12 protein-coding genes are annotated in these 17,226 nt (G+C 63.8%); 10 read left to right on the forward strand and 2 right to left on the reverse strand.

The genetic code is table 11. From position 1 onward, the window contains the following. The first annotated feature begins 153 nt into the window (after positions 1-153). On the forward strand, positions 154-2,670 hold the full coding sequence (locus MJ643_RS10295; RefSeq protein ID WP_038409309.1) for a UvrD-helicase domain-containing protein: 2,517 nt from the start codon (positions 154-156) through the stop codon (positions 2,668-2,670). Between the two features lie 7 nt (positions 2,671-2,677). On the opposite strand, the gene MJ643_RS10300 is transcribed toward MJ643_RS10295, so the two are convergent. After that, a complete protein-coding gene (locus MJ643_RS10300; protein WP_332108787.1) occupies positions 2,678-7,546 on the reverse strand; it encodes an NEL-type E3 ubiquitin ligase domain-containing protein in 4,869 nt (1,622 codons plus the stop codon). A 254-nt stretch (positions 7,547-7,800) separates the two neighbouring features. Between MJ643_RS10300 and MJ643_RS10305 the strand changes: the two genes are divergently transcribed. The 4 genes from MJ643_RS10305 (at position 7,801) to MJ643_RS10320 (ending at position 12,178) form a co-directional block, all read left to right on the forward strand. Beyond that, positions 7,801-8,727: an alpha/beta fold hydrolase gene (locus tag MJ643_RS10305; protein ID WP_013972074.1), complete on the forward strand. Its 927-nt coding sequence runs from the start codon at positions 7,801-7,803 to the stop codon at positions 8,725-8,727. Between the two features lie 356 nt (positions 8,728-9,083). Then, on the forward strand, positions 9,084-9,509 hold the full coding sequence (locus MJ643_RS10310) for a VOC family protein (RefSeq protein ID WP_013972075.1): 426 nt from the start codon (positions 9,084-9,086) through the stop codon (positions 9,507-9,509). Beyond that, positions 9,506-10,285 carry an alpha/beta hydrolase gene (locus tag MJ643_RS10315; RefSeq protein WP_024086782.1) on the forward strand — a complete coding sequence of 260 codons (780 nt, stop codon included), beginning with the start codon at positions 9,506-9,508 and terminating at the stop codon, positions 10,283-10,285. Before MJ643_RS10310 ends, MJ643_RS10315 begins: the two co-directional genes overlap by 4 nt. 216 nt (positions 10,286-10,501) lie before the next feature. After that, a complete protein-coding gene (locus MJ643_RS10320) occupies positions 10,502-12,178 on the forward strand; it encodes an MFS transporter (protein ID WP_013972077.1) in 1,677 nt (558 codons plus the stop codon). Between the two features lie 112 nt (positions 12,179-12,290). Here MJ643_RS10320 and MJ643_RS10325 read toward each other — a convergent pair whose 3' ends face one another. Further along, a complete protein-coding gene (locus MJ643_RS10325) occupies positions 12,291-12,860 on the reverse strand; it encodes a hypothetical protein (RefSeq protein WP_013972078.1) in 570 nt (189 codons plus the stop codon). A gap of 111 nt (positions 12,861-12,971) precedes the next feature. On the opposite strand from MJ643_RS10325, the gene MJ643_RS10330 reads away from it, so the two are divergent. Genes MJ643_RS10330 through MJ643_RS10350 form a run of 5 tightly spaced genes read left to right on the forward strand, consistent with a single transcriptional unit; the run spans position 12,972 to position 17,226 of the window. Further along, the gene (locus MJ643_RS10330) at positions 12,972-13,649 is read left to right on the forward strand and encodes a thermostable hemolysin (protein ID WP_024086783.1); all 678 of its coding nucleotides are present in this window, start codon (positions 12,972-12,974) and stop codon (positions 13,647-13,649) included. Beyond that, positions 13,639-15,099: an AMP-binding protein gene (locus tag MJ643_RS10335; protein ID WP_024086784.1), complete on the forward strand. Its 1,461-nt coding sequence runs from the start codon at positions 13,639-13,641 to the stop codon at positions 15,097-15,099. The genes MJ643_RS10330 and MJ643_RS10335 overlap by 11 nt, the downstream gene beginning before the upstream one ends. A 15-nt stretch (positions 15,100-15,114) precedes the next feature. Next, positions 15,115-15,795 (forward strand): iron-containing redox enzyme family protein, encoded by a 681-nt coding sequence (locus MJ643_RS10340; RefSeq protein ID WP_024086785.1) that lies wholly within the window; start codon positions 15,115-15,117, stop codon positions 15,793-15,795. Continuing rightward, positions 15,782-16,588 (forward strand): SDR family oxidoreductase, encoded by an 807-nt coding sequence (locus MJ643_RS10345; protein ID WP_196184545.1) that lies wholly within the window; start codon positions 15,782-15,784, stop codon positions 16,586-16,588. The genes MJ643_RS10340 and MJ643_RS10345 overlap by 14 nt, the downstream gene beginning before the upstream one ends. Beyond that, positions 16,585-17,226, forward strand: a complete 642-nt coding sequence (locus MJ643_RS10350; protein WP_024086786.1) for a tetratricopeptide repeat protein — start codon at positions 16,585-16,587, stop codon at positions 17,224-17,226. The genes MJ643_RS10345 and MJ643_RS10350 overlap by 4 nt, the downstream gene beginning before the upstream one ends.

A 17,226-nucleotide genomic window follows, 5' to 3' on the forward strand; every position in this document is an offset into this window, starting at 1 on the left:
GAATGAGGCCATGATGCGTCAAAGAAGCATCGAAAATAAGCGTAAATATCGGCTTAAAACAATCAGTAAAATTGATTTAATGCGATCGAGTGTTTTATTCGCTTCATCGCCTAATCCACTGATCTGCAAGCATTCGCTGGCGATTTTTTGTCGATGCGGCGAACATGCCCGCTGATTTTGTTTTTCAACGGAGTGACCGTGGCCCACGAGCAACCCCAGGCCCCCGCCGACCTTACCCCTCCTGCACAACTGCCTTGGTTTCGCCGCCTGGCGGCCCGCCTGCTGGGGCGTGGCCTGACCCGCCTGCAGGCCCAGCACCGCGACTCCTGGTTCCTCGGCCACGCCAGCGGCCAGCGCAGTGGCCATGCCGATGGCGTGCGTGAAGGGTTCGAACGCGGGCGGGTGGAAGGTTACGAGGCCGGGCGCCAGGTGCTGGTGATCCGCGACACCCGGCCAGACACCGCCGCCGTACCGGGCCGGGATGACAACCTGTTCGATGACTGGCGCCTGCCGCTGACTGCCGAGCTGAAAAAGCGCTTCAAGGCCGATGTCGCCCAGCGTCTGCCCGCCGAGGCGCAACCCAGTGCCGCGCAATGGAAGCTGATTTTCAGTGACACACCGTCCACCTGCGTGGTGGCAGGGGCCGGGGCGGGCAAGTCCACCTCGCTGGTGCTGCGCATCCTGCTGTTGCGCCACTACCTGGGCTACGAGCTGGATGCGATGACCGTGGTCACCTTCACCCGCGAGTCGCGCAAGGACTTCATCAAGCGCCTGCTGCAGGTTTTCGCCCTGTGGCAGATCAACCTGCAACCGCCGCAGGCCCGCGAGCTGGTGCGCACGTTCCATTCGCGCATCCTGCCGCTGGTGCGCAGCCTGCCGGGTTTTGGCCAGGTGCGCGCGTTCGAAACGCTGGGCAACGAGATGCCGGCCGGGCGTGAGGCCGAGGCCGAGAGCAACCCGTTCGACCTGCGCCTGAACGATGCCCAGCGCCAGCAACTGAACCAGTGCTACAGCACGCTGCTGGGCGAGAGCCCGCGTTTTGCCGAGCTGGTCGGCCTGTTGCGCAGCGAAGCCCTGCAGCTGAAGCCGCTGGACCCGAACAACCCCGATGTGCAGAAGCGCGCCCAGGTAACCCAGCTGGCTGCCCAGCGCGACGAAGAGCTGTGCGACGTGATCGAAGACCTGTGGTTCGCCGCCGGCGCCTGGCCGATCAAGGGCATCGAACCCTGCCGCGAGACCATCGAGATTCGTGGCAGCCGCTTCCATGTGCATGGCCGTCTGGCCGGCCAGGGGCCTCTGCTCGTGCTGGGCTTCGACCCGGCGGAAAGCGCGCAGTACCAGCGCCCCGGTGCCAAGCTGGCAGTGCGTGCCGAGTGGGCGGTCAAGCGCACCCTGTTGCAGGCCTTCTGCGACCAGCCGCTGATCTGGCTCGACAACTACGCCATGGCCCGGCGCCTGGCAGCGTCGCTGGCCGGTGATGCCGTGGCCGGCCCCGGCTTCGAATACAAGGTCAAGGGCGAACTGGCCCCGGCGCCGCTGCTCGATGCCTTTGTTGGCGCGGCGAACTTCATCGAAAACCTCGGCCTGGAGGTGAACACTGCCGTCGCGGCGATGAGCTTCCCGTCCGGCGACAGCGATGCGCTGTTCTTCGAGGCCCTGGCCCTGTACTGGAAGGCCCTGGAGGCGCACCTGCTGGACCAGTCGCCGCCGGTGATGAGCTACAACCGCATGTTCGCCTTGTTCGGCGAGAACAACCCGGAAAACCTGCAACTGCTGCCCGACCCGTTGCTGCGGCCGCTGGCGCACCTGATGATCGACGAGTTCCAGGACGTGTCACCGCAGATCGTCAGCTGGCTTCGCGCCAGCCTCGCCGAGATCCGTCGTCGCGGCCCGGCGATGCACACCGGGCGCCATGCCCAGCATTCGTCGCTGCTGTGCGTGGGCGACGACTGGCAGTCGATCTACGGCTGGCGTGGCAGTTCGCCCAAGTACTTCATGGAATTCACCAAGGCCTTCCCGTCGCCGGCCAACACTCGGGTGATGCTGGTCGACAACTACCGTTGCCAGCAGCAGGTGATCGACGCGGCCGAGCACCTGGTCAAGGGCACCCCGGCGATAGCCGGCAAGAAAGCCCGGGCCAGTGGCCCGGCGGCCGAGTTGCCAGGCTCGCCGGTAAAAGTGTTCGACCGTGACGAGGCAGCCCTGGGTGAAACACTGATCGAGCACTACCAGCGTGGCGAGACGGTGATGATGCTGTACCGCAAGGGCAGCGACAGGGCGCTGATGAACGAGCACCTGCAAGGCGTGCTGCACGCCGAGGCGGCGTTGCCGGCCGAGCAGCGCCGGCTGCGCCAGTTGACCTACCACAGTGCCAAGGGCTTGCAAGCCGATGCAGTGTTCATGCTGGGCGACTGCCAGTACCTGACCAGTTCACCCTACAAGAACCAGGTGTATCGCCAGGCCGGGCTGGGCAAGGCCGGTGATGCCCAGCCGTTCGATACCGCGCAGAAGGAAGAGGTGCAGCGCCTGGCCTACGTGGCGGTAACCCGCGCGGTCAGGCACTGCTATTGGCATGTGGAGGCGGCTAACGCAGAGGCGGCGGCAGCGCCGCGTGCGTCGAGCCAGGTGGATGGGCGGCAGGCCTTCTTCGAAGACCTGCGTGGTCATTGATCAGCTTTCAGGCATCGAGGATGTCTTCTTGCCGGGTAAGGCTCAGCAATAGCCCGGCTTCCACCTCCTCCTGTGCCTTGGTCAAGGCTTCCATAGCCTTGAAATACGCTTTCCCACTGAGCGGAACCCGGCGCAGCGTGCCGTTTTCGTCCAGCGCAAGGCCAGGCATTTCCGGGGCCAATGCCCGTATTATCGATTTGTCCAGGTGCGTGATCGCCTCCTGGCTTTCATCCAGGCAATAAAAGAGGTAATCGAGGCCAGGGCGCCAGAAGTCGGTAATGGCCTCGAACTGGCTGGCATATTTGCGCTTGAGGTAATCAACCCAGACCGGCCGTTCGCTTATCCACAGTTGTCGGGCAGTGGTGTCGGCATCGAGTTCGACCACGGCATCGCGCACGTTGTCGATGATCTGCTGGTTGATCTTGGCGAGGTCCCTATAGAGCATGCCGCTGCTGGGTTCTGGAAAATCGAGGTCTTCGCTCAACGACTGGCGCAATGCCAGGCGGACTTCAATATCGTCGACCAGGCCTGTGGTCAGGTCCGCATCGGGGAACGCCGCCGCGACATCCAGTACGTCACGGTCCGGTAACTGACCAGCATGTTCCTGCAGCGCCCGCTTGCGCAAACCGCGTTGCAGGCTGATGCGATCGGCCAGTTCGTTGACTTTCTCGCGACGGTACAGCTTGCGATAAAGGTCGAGTATCGGCTTTGCCGTGTCCTGTGCTTCCCCAGATACCTGGTGGATCAGCAACTCCACTTCCAGGGCGCTGAACGCATCGGCGCCGGCGTCACCGCAAGTGGGCGGGAAGATTTTCGCCACCTCGTTCAAACGCTCGCGCAACACCGCGTCCCCGTGGGCCTGCTCCAACAGTTCCCACACTCGGGCACGCAGGCTTCGCAGATCTCTTCGCGCTTCCACCGAGTCGGTCAGACGCTCCAACACCGCTTGCAGGTCGCCATTGTCGTTCTGATCGAACAGGTCGGACCACACCTGTACCTGATGATCGGTTGCGGAATCGCGCCAGAGCCGTTGCCACTCCTGCCTTTCGGGCGGGTGCTCGAAGATGTTGACGCCTCTTGCGCGCAGTTGCCTGGCCGGCTCGGCTTCCAGATTGTTGTAGTTGAAAAGCCAACGGCGATCGCGCACGCGCGCTGCGACGTCCCGCACATACGGGCTGCGCAGGATGTTTACCAGGTCCGGAACATTGGGAATGTGGTTGGACGAGAGGTTCAGGTAACGTAACTGGTACTGTCGCTGGTTCATCAGGGTGCTCAGGCCAGGGGGAAAGGCATGCAGCTGAGTTCTGTCCAGATCCAGGTGCTGCAGCCGCGCCATGTAGCGCACATCAGGCGCGTGTTGCAGCGAGTTGAAGCTCAGGTCCAGTTGCTGCGGATGGATCATGTCCTGGAAGCGTGTGGCGAGGTTTTCATCAAGCGTGATGCGATTTCGACTCAGCTTCAGGATATTAAGCGGCTGATCGCAGAGGAAAGCCAATGTCGCTTGATCCAATGTAAGGTTGTTGCCGGTCAGGTTCAGTTCGCGCAAGCCTGGCATCGCTGCCAGCACTCGTTGTGCGGTGGGTGAGAGGGTAACAACGGTATTGTTGGTCAGGTCCAGTGTTTGCAGCTTGGGCACCGCTTCGAGCGCTTCGAACAACGCTTGCGGGTTGATTGTCGCGATGTTGGTCACTCTCAGCACTTGCAGGTTGGGGAAGCATGACAGGAACGCCCTGTCCAGTCGTTGCAGTTGCAGATCGTTCAGCTTGAGTTCACGGATGTAGGGCAGGCTCGCTGTGATCGCTGGCAGCTCGGATATTTGTATCTTCTCCAGAACGAGCGTGCCCAGTTTGGCTGAACCCTCCCGCCGCCAGGCCTCTTTGAGGCTTTCGGCGCATTTTTCTCGATCCTGGCGCCTGAAGATGTCAGGGGCGCTCTTGTACCAACTTTCCAGATTGCTATCCAGCGTTTGCCACTCCGTCTCCAGTTGCCGAATTGCCGAGCCCAGGTCACGGGTCCGGCTCAATTCGTCGCTCAGGGCGGTGATTTGTTTGCTATTCAGAGAAGGGAAAAGTCGATTGAGCCGACTTGTCGCGGCGGATGTGCTGATTGCTGCTCCTCGACCACTGAGCGGGTAACCGATTCGCCCATGTGCCAGGCGCATGGGCGAGCGAAAGCCTGGCTTGATTGATTGCTGGCCAAGCAGCACGGCGCAGCCCGATCGGTCGGCGACGGCGCTGGCGAACAGCTCGGCTTCACTCGCCTGCGGCTGTTCGGCTACCAATGCATCGCGCAGCAGCTGGCTGTCGGCATTGGCCAGGTCTGCTCGGTACAGGCCGGTCAAGGCACGATCGAGGCGGGCGCGGGCCTGCAGGTAGCGGGCTTCTTCAGCCACGCGCAAGGGCACGCGCCCGTTCTTCAGGCGTTCGCGTTCGGTGCTGTCGGCATGTGCGACGAGCTCTTCCAGGGCATTGTCAGGCAAGCCGGGGAACTGGCGGCCCAAGGTCTGTGCTTCGTCGCCAAGCGGTGCGCGATGGCTTTCCAGCATGCTCGCGAAGATTTCGTGACGACGTGCTGTCAGGTGGTTGGCCAGCAGCTCGTTCAGGGCGCCCGGGCGCTGCTCTACTGGCGTATCGGGTAGCAGCTGCTGTATGACATCTTCATCCATCCCCGCCAGGACAATCTTGCTCAGTTCGCCATCGTCAAGCTCTTCGCGGCCGATCTCGATTTGTACTGTGTCTGCTTTTGGCTGCGCACCGAAATAGTCTGCCTCCCCCCATTTTTCGGCACCGGTGAAGACCTTCAGCCTGTAGTTCTCGGGCCAGCCAGGCAGCTGTACCAGTTCCGGCAGCGCGAAGTTCATATGTGCAGCCAAAGGCTGGCCATGACGTACCCGGGTGATGATGCCCTCCACGTCGTCAGCCAGTCGCAGGCGCAGCAAGGTATCGGCCAGCAGAGGCGGCGGCTGCGAGCCGGTGACCTGGCTGCGACGCAAGGTGTCTGCGTCGACTTCGGTAATGCGCAAGGCGGCAAGTTGGTCCGATGCATCCAGCCCCTGGCCGAACCGGCCCAGCCCCTCGAGCAACTGCGCATCGTCCCATTCGAGCGGGTTGTCGTGGGCCAACTGCCAGCGCTGGTCGCCGAGGTTGCGCAAGGCCGGAGTGTAGGCATCGGGGGCGTCCGGGTGGCGCACATGCCACTGTCCGTCGGTTTCGAACACCTCATACAGTTTGCCTTGAAGCCAAACGTGGGTTTTGCCATCGATGATGTAGAGCCCTTGGGCATTTTTCTGCACACCCACCGGCAACGAGCTCGAAGTGCTGTAAGGGCCCATGTCTGGGTGCCAAAGCCGTTCGCGGCCACCTTTCCAGACGCTTTCCAGCGCATCGACGAACCCCGATGCCTTGAGCGCTTTGCTGCCGACGGCGAAACCGGCAATCACGGCGGCATTGATGGCCAGCGACTCGAGTTGTTGCAGCGCTTCCTGGGTATCGCCTTCTTCCCAGGCTTCGAACCCGGTGAACACCGAGTCCATGAGGTCGTAGGCAAATACCCCAAGCATCGCGGCATCCAGCCCAGGCACGAAGAAGGCGGCCACGTTCAGTACGTTCATGCCTGCGTCCAGCCAGTGCTGCAGCCGTTCCTTGCGTGCCTTGGCGTCGGCATCGGCGGTCGGTACTGCAATTGCTCTGGCAGTTGCCTTGACGCGGCGCTTGTGGTCTCTGTAAAGCACCTGCCAGATAGGAAAGGCCAGGCGCGTTCGTTTGAAGTGCAGCTCAGGCTTGTTCTTGGGTTTGCGTGTGGAGGCGTCGTGCTCGAACAAGGCATTTTCGAGCTTGCGGCTGAGCTCGACCTGGTTGTCCTGGTCAGCGAAGCTGATCAAGTGCTGGCGAAACGTGGTTTGCACCAGGCGTTGACGCATGAGTGAGCCGGCTTTTTGCAAGGAAGCGAACTCCCTTACCGGGTGTTCGGAATCGTGGGGAATGTAGAGCATGCAGGGGTTGGTCTGGTCGGCTTCATCGGGGCCTATCAGCAGTACGCCATGAAGCGGGATGCCGAACAGGCTGAAGCGCCAGCAGCGAAGCTTGTGTTCGCCGTAACGCGGCGTGCTTTCGTTGTCGCATAGCTGTACCAGAGCATTGTGGCCTTTGAGCGTCAACAGGCCCTTGAGGTAGGCGATCATTGCCTCGGTTTTCAGTGCCTGCTGGCTTGCATCGATCCACTGCTGTTCGATCGCGGCCTTTCTGGGGCCTTCATAAATGCCCTGCAGGTGGTCTTGATACTGCTGGCCCAGGTTCAGGCTTCGGCAAAGGTTCACGAACGCTTCGGGCTCGAGCCCGGGAAGTGAGGCGACGTTGTCCGTGCCAAGGGTCAGGGTGTCGAACGGGCCCACTTCGTCGGGCCCTTCGAAATTGTGCAGTGCGGCCTCCAGCAGCGAGCGCTTCTGTGGCGGCCCTTCGGGGCGCTTGATGTACGTATCGTCACCGCCGAGGGAAAAATCGAGGCCTGGGACATTTTCCAGCGTGGTGTACACCTTGAACGGCTGGTGCAGGTACTGGGCTTTGTCCACTTCGACATCCGGGCCCAACCGGCCCTCGAGCAAAGGCTTGCAGAATTCGCTGATCTGCCTGAAGTCATCGAGCAAGGCTTGCAGCGCTTTGAACCCGGCATTGCGGGCGCTGATCAGCTGTCGTAAACGCGCCTGGTCTTCATCGCTGGCTGCAGCGTACCAGGCGTAAGGCGAGCCGTTTTCGTCGAGGTAGTCCTTGCGCACGCTCTGCACGACGCGGCGGGTATGGTCGGGGTGCATCGTTCGGCACCAGGTAGGCAGGTTACGGACAATCTGGGCCTGATGGAAAGGCACGGGTGTGCTGGTCATGCTGAATACTCCGTGGTCAATGGAGGCGCCAGTCGACAGGTTTCGCCTTGGCATGCGGTGGTATTTAGTTGAATGCGCAGGTCGGTTCTGTGCACGAGAGCGTCGGTAGGGGAGCAGCGCGGGCAGGGCTGTTGGGAGATGGTGGCGCAAGGCATGGGGTAGGCATGTCGTGTGGATGACGCCGGCGTGTGGGGTATGGGTCGGTGTCATGTGATGCCTGGCCATGGGCCGGCGCTCTATCAGGGAGAACTAAGATGCATTCGCTGTGCAGTCCCAAGGATCACCTGCTGGACCTCGACGGTATTGAAATTGCGGTACGGACCTGGGGGGCGGAGGACGGCATCCCGGTGCTGGCCCTGCATGGCTGGCTGGACAACGCCGCCTCGTTCGAGCGCCTGGCACCGATGCTCGACGGCTGCTTCGTGGTTGCCCCCGACCTGGTGGGCCACGGCCGCTCGGACCATCGCCGCCACGACAGTGGCTACTACCTGTGGGAACATGCCGAGGACATGCTGGCGGTGGCCGACAGCCTGGGCATGGTGCAATTCCATGTGCTGGCCCATGGCATGGGCACCGGGGTGGCGTCGCTGCTGGCGGCCATGACCAGCGGTATTGCCAGCATGACCTTCCTCGACGGCATGGGCGCACCGTTCACGGTGGCCGAGGACGACCGCGTGCAGCACCTGGCCCGGGCCTACCGGCTCAAGCGCATGGTGCAGCGCAGCCAGTTGCAGGGTTTTGCCGAGCCGGACGTCGGCCGTTTCGAGGACCTGGACACGGCCCTGGCACAACGCCGCGAGCGCCTGGACACCGAGTTGTCGGAAGAGGCGGCACGGCTGCTGGCGCTGCGCGACCTGCTGCAGCTGGGCGAGGGCTATTGCTGGCGCCACGACCCACGCCTGGTGCTGCCCGAACCCATGCCGCTGACCGAGCGCGAAGCCTGCGACCTGCTCAGCCAGATCCGTTGCCCGTTGTACCTGCTGTTCGGTCGCCAGGGGGCATTCACCGGTGAGGCCTTTACCCGGCGCCAGGCGGCTTTGCCCAGCCAGGCGAAGATCTCCTGGCATCCGGGCGGGCACCACTTCCACCTGGATGCGCCGGACCGGGCGCTGGTCGATCAACTGCTGCGCATCCTCGCCCGCCATGAAGGGGGTGTGCTGCAACGGTTGGTAAACGAGTAACTGGATATGGTCATGCCATGCGCACGTGGGCTATGGTGGTGAATCTAATCGGGCTTGCGTGATCCCTTGTGGGAAGTTGTCCAGCTCTTTGGGCTGCGCTGTCGCGCAGATAACTGAATTCGCAAGCGATCCTCGTACCCTGTGGGAGCGGCTTTAGCCGCGAAGAATCCAACGCGGTGCATGGCACCGGCTGCGCCGGTGTTCGCGGCTAAAGCCGCTCCCACAGGGGCCCTGCTAATTCAATGAGTTATGTGCAGTTCCATGAGAGCGGGCGAAGCCCGTGCCATTCACCGCAACGCCTGATTCGCGGGCACGCCCGCTCCCACAGGAATCCAGCGGCCACAAGGAGCCTTGGCATGCGACCATTCGTCATCAAGCACATCGACCACCTCGTTCTGCGGGTCAGCGACCTGGAGCGCAGCGTCGCTTTCTACACCCAACTGCTCGGCTGCACGGTCAGCCGCGTGCGCGAAGACCTGGGAATGGTCCACCTGGCCACAGGCACGGCGATGATCGACCTGGTGACCCTGGACGGTCCCCTGGGTAAGCCTGGTGGAGCGGCGCCGGGGACCGAGGGGCGCAACCTCCACCATTTCTGCCTGCGCATCGAGCCGTTCGACGAGGCTGCACTTACGGCCTACCTGCAAGCTGCGGGGGTTGAAGTCGAACCTGCGGAAAAACGCTATGGCGCCGAAGGCGAGGGGCTGTCGCTGTACTGCTACGACCCCGATGGCAACCAGGTCGAGCTGAAAGGGCCGGTACCGGCAACGGAGGCTCCATGAGCAACCTGCACACCCGCGAGCACTGGATCGACACCGCCCAAGGCAAGCTCTTCGCCCAGGAATGGGCGCCGCTGCAGGCGCAGGGTGCGCCGATCGTCCTGCTGCACGATTCGCTGGGTTGCGTGGCCTTGTGGCGCGAGTTCCCGGCGCAGCTTGCGCAAACCACCGGGCACCGGGTAATCGCCTACGATCGCCTGGGCTTTGGCCGCTCCGACGCCCACCCCGGCAGCTTGCGCCTGGGCTTTGTCGAAGATGAGGCGCAGCAGGGGTTCACGGCGCTGCGCGAGCATTTTGGCATGGGCGATTTCATTGTCTTCGGCCACAGCGTTGGCGGCGGCATGGCCGTGGCCTGTGCGGCGGCCTTCGCCAGCCAGTGTGTGGGGCTGATTACCGAATCGGCGCAGGCGTTTGTCGAGGCCCGTACCCTTGAGGGCATTCGCGTGGCCGACCAGCAGTTTGCCGAACCCGGGCAGTTGCAACGGCTGGAGCGCTACCACGGCGGCAAGGCCGAGTGGGTATTGCGTGCCTGGGTGGACAACTGGTTGTCCGAGCACTTTGCCGATTGGAGCCTGGATGCGCTGCTGCCGCAGGTACGCTGCCCGCTGTTGAGCCTGCATGGCGACAACGACGAGTTCGGCTCGCCGGCACACCCCGAGCGGTTGGTGGCGCTGGCTGGCGGCCCGGGGTTGATGCGCCTGCTGCAAGGTTGTGGCCATGTGCCGCATCGGGAGCAGGCCGAGCGGGTACTGGAGGAAGTCCTGCAGTTCTTGCGCTGACCTTTCCCCAGGCTGACGCGGTCCTGCACGGATCGCGCAAGGCTCAAGTGGATATCCCGGCAAAGCCTATTATGCTTCAGTTACCTTGCTGCGATCCGAGGCGGCCTGCCTCGTCGTGCTTCGCATATCCAAAGCAAGCCCCCCAGGGCCTGGGTGCGATGGTGAAAAAGATTTGAGGTGCTCCCGGCCTGCATGACGACAAGACGGAGGCACCCCATGGCGGTTCTCGACAGCACATCCACGGGCAGCGCGCCCCAACGCGGTATCACCCGGGAGGAGCGCAAGGTCATCTTCGCCTCATCCCTGGGCACGGTATTCGAATGGTACGACTTCTACCTGTACGGCTCCCTGGCGGCGATCATCGCCAAGCACTTCTTTGCCGGGGTCAATGAAACCACCTCGTTCATCTTCGCCTTGCTGGCCTTTGCCGCCGGCTTTGCCGTGCGGCCATTCGGCGCCATCGTGTTCGGTCGCCTGGGCGACATGATCGGGCGCAAGTACACTTTCCTCATCACCATCGTCATCATGGGCTTGTCCACCGCTGTGGTGGGCCTGTTGCCCAGCTATGCCACGATCGGCGTGGCAGCGCCAATCATCCTCATCAGCCTGCGCCTGCTGCAGGGCCTGGCACTGGGTGGCGAGTACGGCGGTGCGGCCACCTACGTGGCCGAACATGCACCCAAGGGCCGGCGCGGCTTTTTCACTGCCTGGATCCAGACCACGGCCACCCTGGGGCTGTTCCTCTCGCTGCTGGTGATCATGGCTTGCCGCACGGCCATGGGTAACGAGGTGTTCGAGGCCTGGGGCTGGCGAGTGCCATTCCTGCTGTCGATACTGCTGCTGGCGATTTCGGTGTACATCCGCATGCAACTCAACGAGTCGCCGGTGTTCATGAAGATGAAGGCCGAGGGCAAGGCGTCCAAGGCGCCACTGACTGAGTCGTTCGCCCGCTGGGACAACCTCAAGGTGGTGGTCATGGCGCTGCTCGGTGGCACCGCCGGCCAGGCCGTGGTGTGGTACACCGGGCAGTTCTATGCGCTGTTCTTCCTGTTGCAGATGCTCAAGATCGAGCCGCAGACCGCCAACCTGCTGATTGCCGGTTCGCTTTTGATCGGCACACCGTTCTTCATCTTCTTCGGCAGCCTGTCCGACCGCATCGGCCGCAAGAAAATCATCATGGCCGGTTGCATCATCGCCGCGCTGACCTACTTCCCGATCTTCAAGGCACTGACCCAGTACGGCAACCCGGACGTGTTCGTCGCCCAGGAGCAGAACCCGGTGGTGGTGATGGCAGACCCTGCCCAGTGCGCGTTCCAGTTCGACCCGGTGGGCAAGGCCAAATTCACCAGTTCGTGCGATATCGCCAAGAGCCTGCTGGCCAAGCGGGCCATCCCCTATACCAACGAAGCGGCAGAACCTGGCAGCGTGGCGCAGATCCGCATTGGTGAACGGGTGCTGCCAAGCTTTGATGGACGCAGCCTGGCGGCAGCGGACTTCAAGGCACAGAGCGATGCCTTTACCGCGACCTTGACCGGGGCGTTGAAGGAAGCCGGCTACCCGGAAAAGGCCGACCCGGCGAAGATCCACTACCCGATGGTGCTGTTGCTGCTGACCATTCTGGTGATCTACGTGACCATGGTCTACGGGCCGATCGCGGCCTGGCTGGTGGAGCTATTCCCGGCACGCATCCGTTACACCTCGATGTCGCTGCCTTACCACATCGGCAACGGCTGGTTCGGCGGCTTCCTGCCGACCGTGGCGTTTGCCATGGTGGCGGCGACCGGGGATATCTATTACGGCTTGTGGTACCCGATCGTGATTGCAGTGATGACGGCGGTGCTGGGGATCTTCTTCCTGCCGGAGACCAAGGACCGCGATATCAACCACACTTGAAGGTTGAGGCTGACTGTACCGGCCTTTTCGCGGGCTTGCCCGCTCCCACAGGGATATCACTGTGCCCTGTGGGAGCGGGCAAGCCCGCGAAGAGGCCGGTACAGTCAGCCCATCAGTCGAAATAGCCACGCAACCCAAAGGCATACCCGGTATCCACCCCAGCAGCCTCGCCGCGGCTCCAGCGCTTCTTCAACACGAACTCGAACGCTGGCTCGTACAGCCCGTCCCGCACCAGTGCACCCGCCAGCACCTCCACGTCATACCAGCCATTGTCCAGCTCGATGATCGGCCGCCCCGGCACCTGGTAACGCGCCATCAGGTCACCCAGTGTCTTGGGCGTGAAGTGCTGCAGGATGCGCCAGGTGTACAGCATCAGCGCACCGTGCTCGACCTGCAGCACATAGCCATTGCGGCGGTGCTTCAGGCGGCTGCCGGGTTCGCGCAGGGCCGGGGTATGGTTGTCCAGGGTGAACAGGATGCGGTAGGGCAGGTTATCGACCCCGGCCAGTGGCAGCACGACCCCTTCGCGCACGGCCTGGTCGCCGCTGTCGCCGTGGGTGAAGGCATGGGCAAGGTCGTCGGGCAATTCATGTTGTTGCTTGAAGCGCTCGAGCAACTGGATATCGCCGAGCAGAAAGTAGTCGACCAGGTCGTTGAGCACTTCGCTGAATTCGTGGCGCATCAGTTTTCCTTGTTGGTGCGCGTGAGGGCAATGGCAAATGTAGCACTTCAGATTGGCTTCAGATTGCCCCCTGATACTGCCCCCAACACCTGACTTGAAAGGGGGACCGCCATGACTCAGGCAGACAGCGCCAGCCTGTTTCCACTGGCTATCGGCAGCCACGGCGAGCGCCTTGCCCGCATGACGCTGAAACGCCCGGGGGAGCCCGGGCGCGACGAGCTGGAACAGTTCATTCACGCCCGCTTTGCCTGTGCGCACCACGCCGACGTGCAGCACTACCTGCCCGAACTGCTCGGCCTGCATGACAGCCACGGGCGCCTGATGGCCGCCGCCGGCATACGCCTGGCCAGCAGTGGGCCGACTTTTCTCGAGCGTTATCTGGATGAGCCGCTGGAAGCGGCCGTGACCCGGCTGTCTGGCAGCTCGGTGAGCCGTGCACAGTTGGTCGAAGTGGGCAACCTGGCCGCGCTCAGCGCCGGCAGTGCGCGGATCATGATCATTGCCGTGACCTGGTTGCTGGCCGCCCGCGGTTTGCAGTGGGTGGCCTTCACCGGTGCCGCGACCCTGGTCAACAGCTTTCATCGCCTGGGCCTGGTGCCGACGGCGCTGGCTGTGGCCGACCCTGGCCGGCTGAACGGCGATGCCGACAGTTGGGGCAGTTACTACGCTCAGCACCCGCAAGTGTTCGTTGGCAACATCGGCTACGGCCATGCAGCCCTGGCCCGTGGCGGCGTTTTCGAGCGGCTGGGCTTACCCGCGAGCTTGCAGGAGGCCGGCCATGCCGCGTGAATGCCAGCTGTTCAGGGAAGTGTTGCAACTGCATGCCCGCCACCGAGGGGCGCAACCGGCGTTGCTGGGCCTTGGCGGGCCGTTCACCTATCAACAATTGCTGGACGAGGTCGAGCAACGCCAGGCCTGGCTGAGCGCGCAGCCACCGGGCACTTTCGCCCTGGCCCTGGAGAACGGTCCCGAGGCGCTGTTCTGGGACCTGGCGGCGCTGTTCGCGGGGCGCCCAATCGTTATTCTGCCGGCGTTCTTCAGCAGCGCCCAGCGCCGCCACTGCCTGGCACAGAGCGGGGCGGTGCTGGCGCTGGCCGAAGAGGCTTTCGCTGACGACTTGCACGCCAGCGGCTTCACTGCCGGTGAGCGCTTCTGGAGCCGGCAGCCGCCAGCGGCCGCACCCTTGCCGCCGGGCACCGCGAAAGTCACCTACACCTCCGGCAGTACAGGTGCACCCAAGGGCGTATGCCTGAGCGCCGAGGCCATGCTGCGGGTAGCGCGTGAGCTGGAGGCTGCCAGCCGGCCCACGGCGCCCGGCAAGTACCTGGCGGTATTGCCTCTGGCGGTGCTGCTGGAAAACCTGGGCCTGTACGCGGCCCTGCTGGCCGGGGCGAGCATTGCCCTGTATCCGCAGGCGCAACTGGGTTTTCGCGGTGCCAGCCAGGTCGACTTCAAGCAATTGCTGGGCGCCATCGCCTTGAGTGGTGCCGAAAGCCTGATCCTGGTGCCGCAACTGCTGCTTGGGCTGGTCACCGCCATCGAGCGCGGCCTGATGCGGGTCGGCCCGTTGCGCTTCGTGGCGGTGGGCGGCGCGCGGGTGGCGCCGAGCCTGCTGGCCCGGGCCCAGGCCATCGGGCTACCGGTGTTCGAGGGCTATGGCTTGTCCGAATGCGCTTCGGTGGTATGCCTCAACCGCCCCGGGGCGCATCGTGCGGGCAGTGTCGGGCGGCCGCTGCCGCATGTGCAGGTGCGCATTGCCGAAGATGGCGAAGTGCAGGTGGCCGGTTCGGCGTTGCTCGGCTACCTGGGCGAACCACCCTTCAGCGAGCCGTGGTTGTCGACCGGTGACCTGGGCCACTTCGACAGCGACGGCTTCCTGTACCTGGCCGGGCGCAAGAAGCACCAGTACAGCACCAGCTTCGGGCGCAACGTCAACCCCGAATGGGTCGAGGCCGAACTGACCCAGGGCGGGGTGATCGCCCAGGCGTTCGTCCACGGCGAAGGCCTGGCACACAACCTGGCGTTGATCTGGCCGCTGGACCCGCAGGCTGACGACCACACCCTGGAACAGGCCATCCGCCAGGCCAATGCCGGCCTGCCGGATTATGCCCGGGTGCATGCCTGGCGGCGTCTGCCCGAACCTTTGAGCGCCGCCGGGCAAACCCTGACCGCCAACGGCCGGCCACGCCGCGAACAGATCCTGCGGTGTTACCAGTCCCTGTTATCCGACCTTCAATGATCTACGAGGTTTGCCATGCTTTTCTTCGACATGCTGCAGCAGGAAACCGCCGACGAGCGTACGGCATTGTTCAGTGTCCCGGTCATCCGCGACGCGCTGGCCGGCAAGGCCAGCCTCGAGGCCTATGTGGCCTTTCTCACCCAGGCCTACCACCACGTGCGGCACACCGTGCCATTGATGATGGCCTGCGGGGCCCGTTTGCCGGCGCGGCTTGAGTGGCTGCGCGGCGCAGTGTGCGAGTACATCGACGAGGAGTACGGCCATGAGCGCTGGATTCTCGATGACATCGCCGCCTGCGGTGGCGACCCGCACCAAGTGGTCGGCGGCCGGCCGGCACTGCCCATCGAGCTGATGGTGGCATTTCTCTACGACCAGATTGCCCGTGGCAACCCGGTCGGGCTGTTCGGCATGGTCAACGTGCTCGAAGGCACCAGCATTGCCCTGGCTACCCAGGCTGCCGGTACCCTGCAGAGCAGCCTAGGCCTGCCGGACAAGGCGTTCAGCTACCTGAGTTCCCACGGCGCCCTGGACCAGGACCACATGGCCACCTACCGTGGCCTGATGAACCGTCTGGACCAGCCCGAAGACCAGCAGGCGGTAATCCACGCTGCCAAAGTGGTGTATCGCCTGTATACCGCCATGTTCGAAGGGCTGCCGCGTACCGCGCAGCAGGAGGTAAAGCATGCGCTTGCCTGATTGCGTGGCGGTGCTCACCGGTGCCAGCGGTGGCATCGGCCTGGAGTTGGCGGCCCAGCTATGCAGTGCCGGTGCTCGCGTACTGGCGGTCAGCCGGCAGCAGGGCAAGCTGACCGAACTGATGGCGCGCTACCCCGGGCAATTGCGCTGGCAACAGGCCGACCTGCGCTGCGCCGAAGGCCGCCGTGACGTGCTGGAGGCAGCGCGGGCGATGGGTAGTTGCAACCTGTTGATCAACGCCGCCGGGGTCAACCGCTTCGCCTTGCTCGAACAGATGGACGAGGCCGCCCTCGACGAGTTGTTCGACCTCAACATCAAGGCCGCCGTGCAGCTCACCCGCCTGTGCCTGCCGCTGCTGCGCGCCCAGCCCAGTGCGCTGGTGGTGAACGTGGGGTCGATCTACGGCTCCATCGGCTACCCAGGCTACGCCACCTACTGCGCCAGCAAGTTTGCCTTGCGCGGGTTCTCCGAGGCATTGCGCCGCGAGCTTGCCGACACCTCGGTGAACGTGCTGTATGCCGCACCGCGCACTACCCGCACGACGATGAACAGTAGCGCCGCGCAGGCCCTTAATCAGGCGTTGAAGGTAGGCGTCGATGACCCGCACGATGTCGCCCGGGCAGTGCTCGACGCGGTACATGCCGAGCGCAGCGAACTGTACCTGGGTTGGCCGGAGAAACTCTTCGTGCGCCTTAACGGCATGCTGCCAGGCGTGGTCGACCGCGCCCTGCGCAAGCAATTGCCGCTGATCCGTCGCTACAGCAACTGGCACAGCAAGGAGTCGAGCAAATGAAACGTCTGATACTGGCCAGCCTGCTGGCCATCGCCCCGTTCACCTGGGCCCTCGACCAGAACGGTACCCAGCAACTCAACGCCATCCAGCAGCGCTGGGCGGTGGTTCGCTATAACCTGCCCGAAGCCCAGCGTGCCGGGGCATTCGAGGCCCTGGCGGCACAGTCGGCGGCGTTGGTGCACCAGCATCCGGGCTCGGCCGAGCCGCTGATCTGGGACGGCATCGTCAACAGCAGCTGGGCCGGCGCCACCGGTGGGTTGGGCGCGTTGGGCAAGGTCAAGGCCGCCCGCGCCAGCCTGGAAAAGGCCCTGGCCATGGACCCCAAGGCGCTGCAAGGCTCGGCCTACACCAGCCTGGGCGCGCTGTACGACCAAGTGCCCGGCTGGCCATTGAGCTTCGGCGACCAGGCCAAGGCCGAGGCCATGCTGCGCCAGGCGCTGGCGATCAACCCGGACGGTATCGACAGCAACTATTTCTGGGCCGACCACCTGTACCGGCAAAACCGCTACGACGAAGCCCGCGCCGCCCTGCAAAAGGCGTTGCAGGCACCGCCCCGGCCCGGGAGAGAGTTGGCCGACCAGGGCCGGCGTGGTGAAATAGATGCTTTACTCAAAGCGATCAAGGACAAACAGGATTAA

The sequence above is a fragment of the Pseudomonas sp. PNPG3 genome, from assembly GCF_023093815.1.
Taxonomy (GTDB): Bacteria; Pseudomonadota; Gammaproteobacteria; order Pseudomonadales; family Pseudomonadaceae; genus Aquipseudomonas; species Aquipseudomonas asiatica.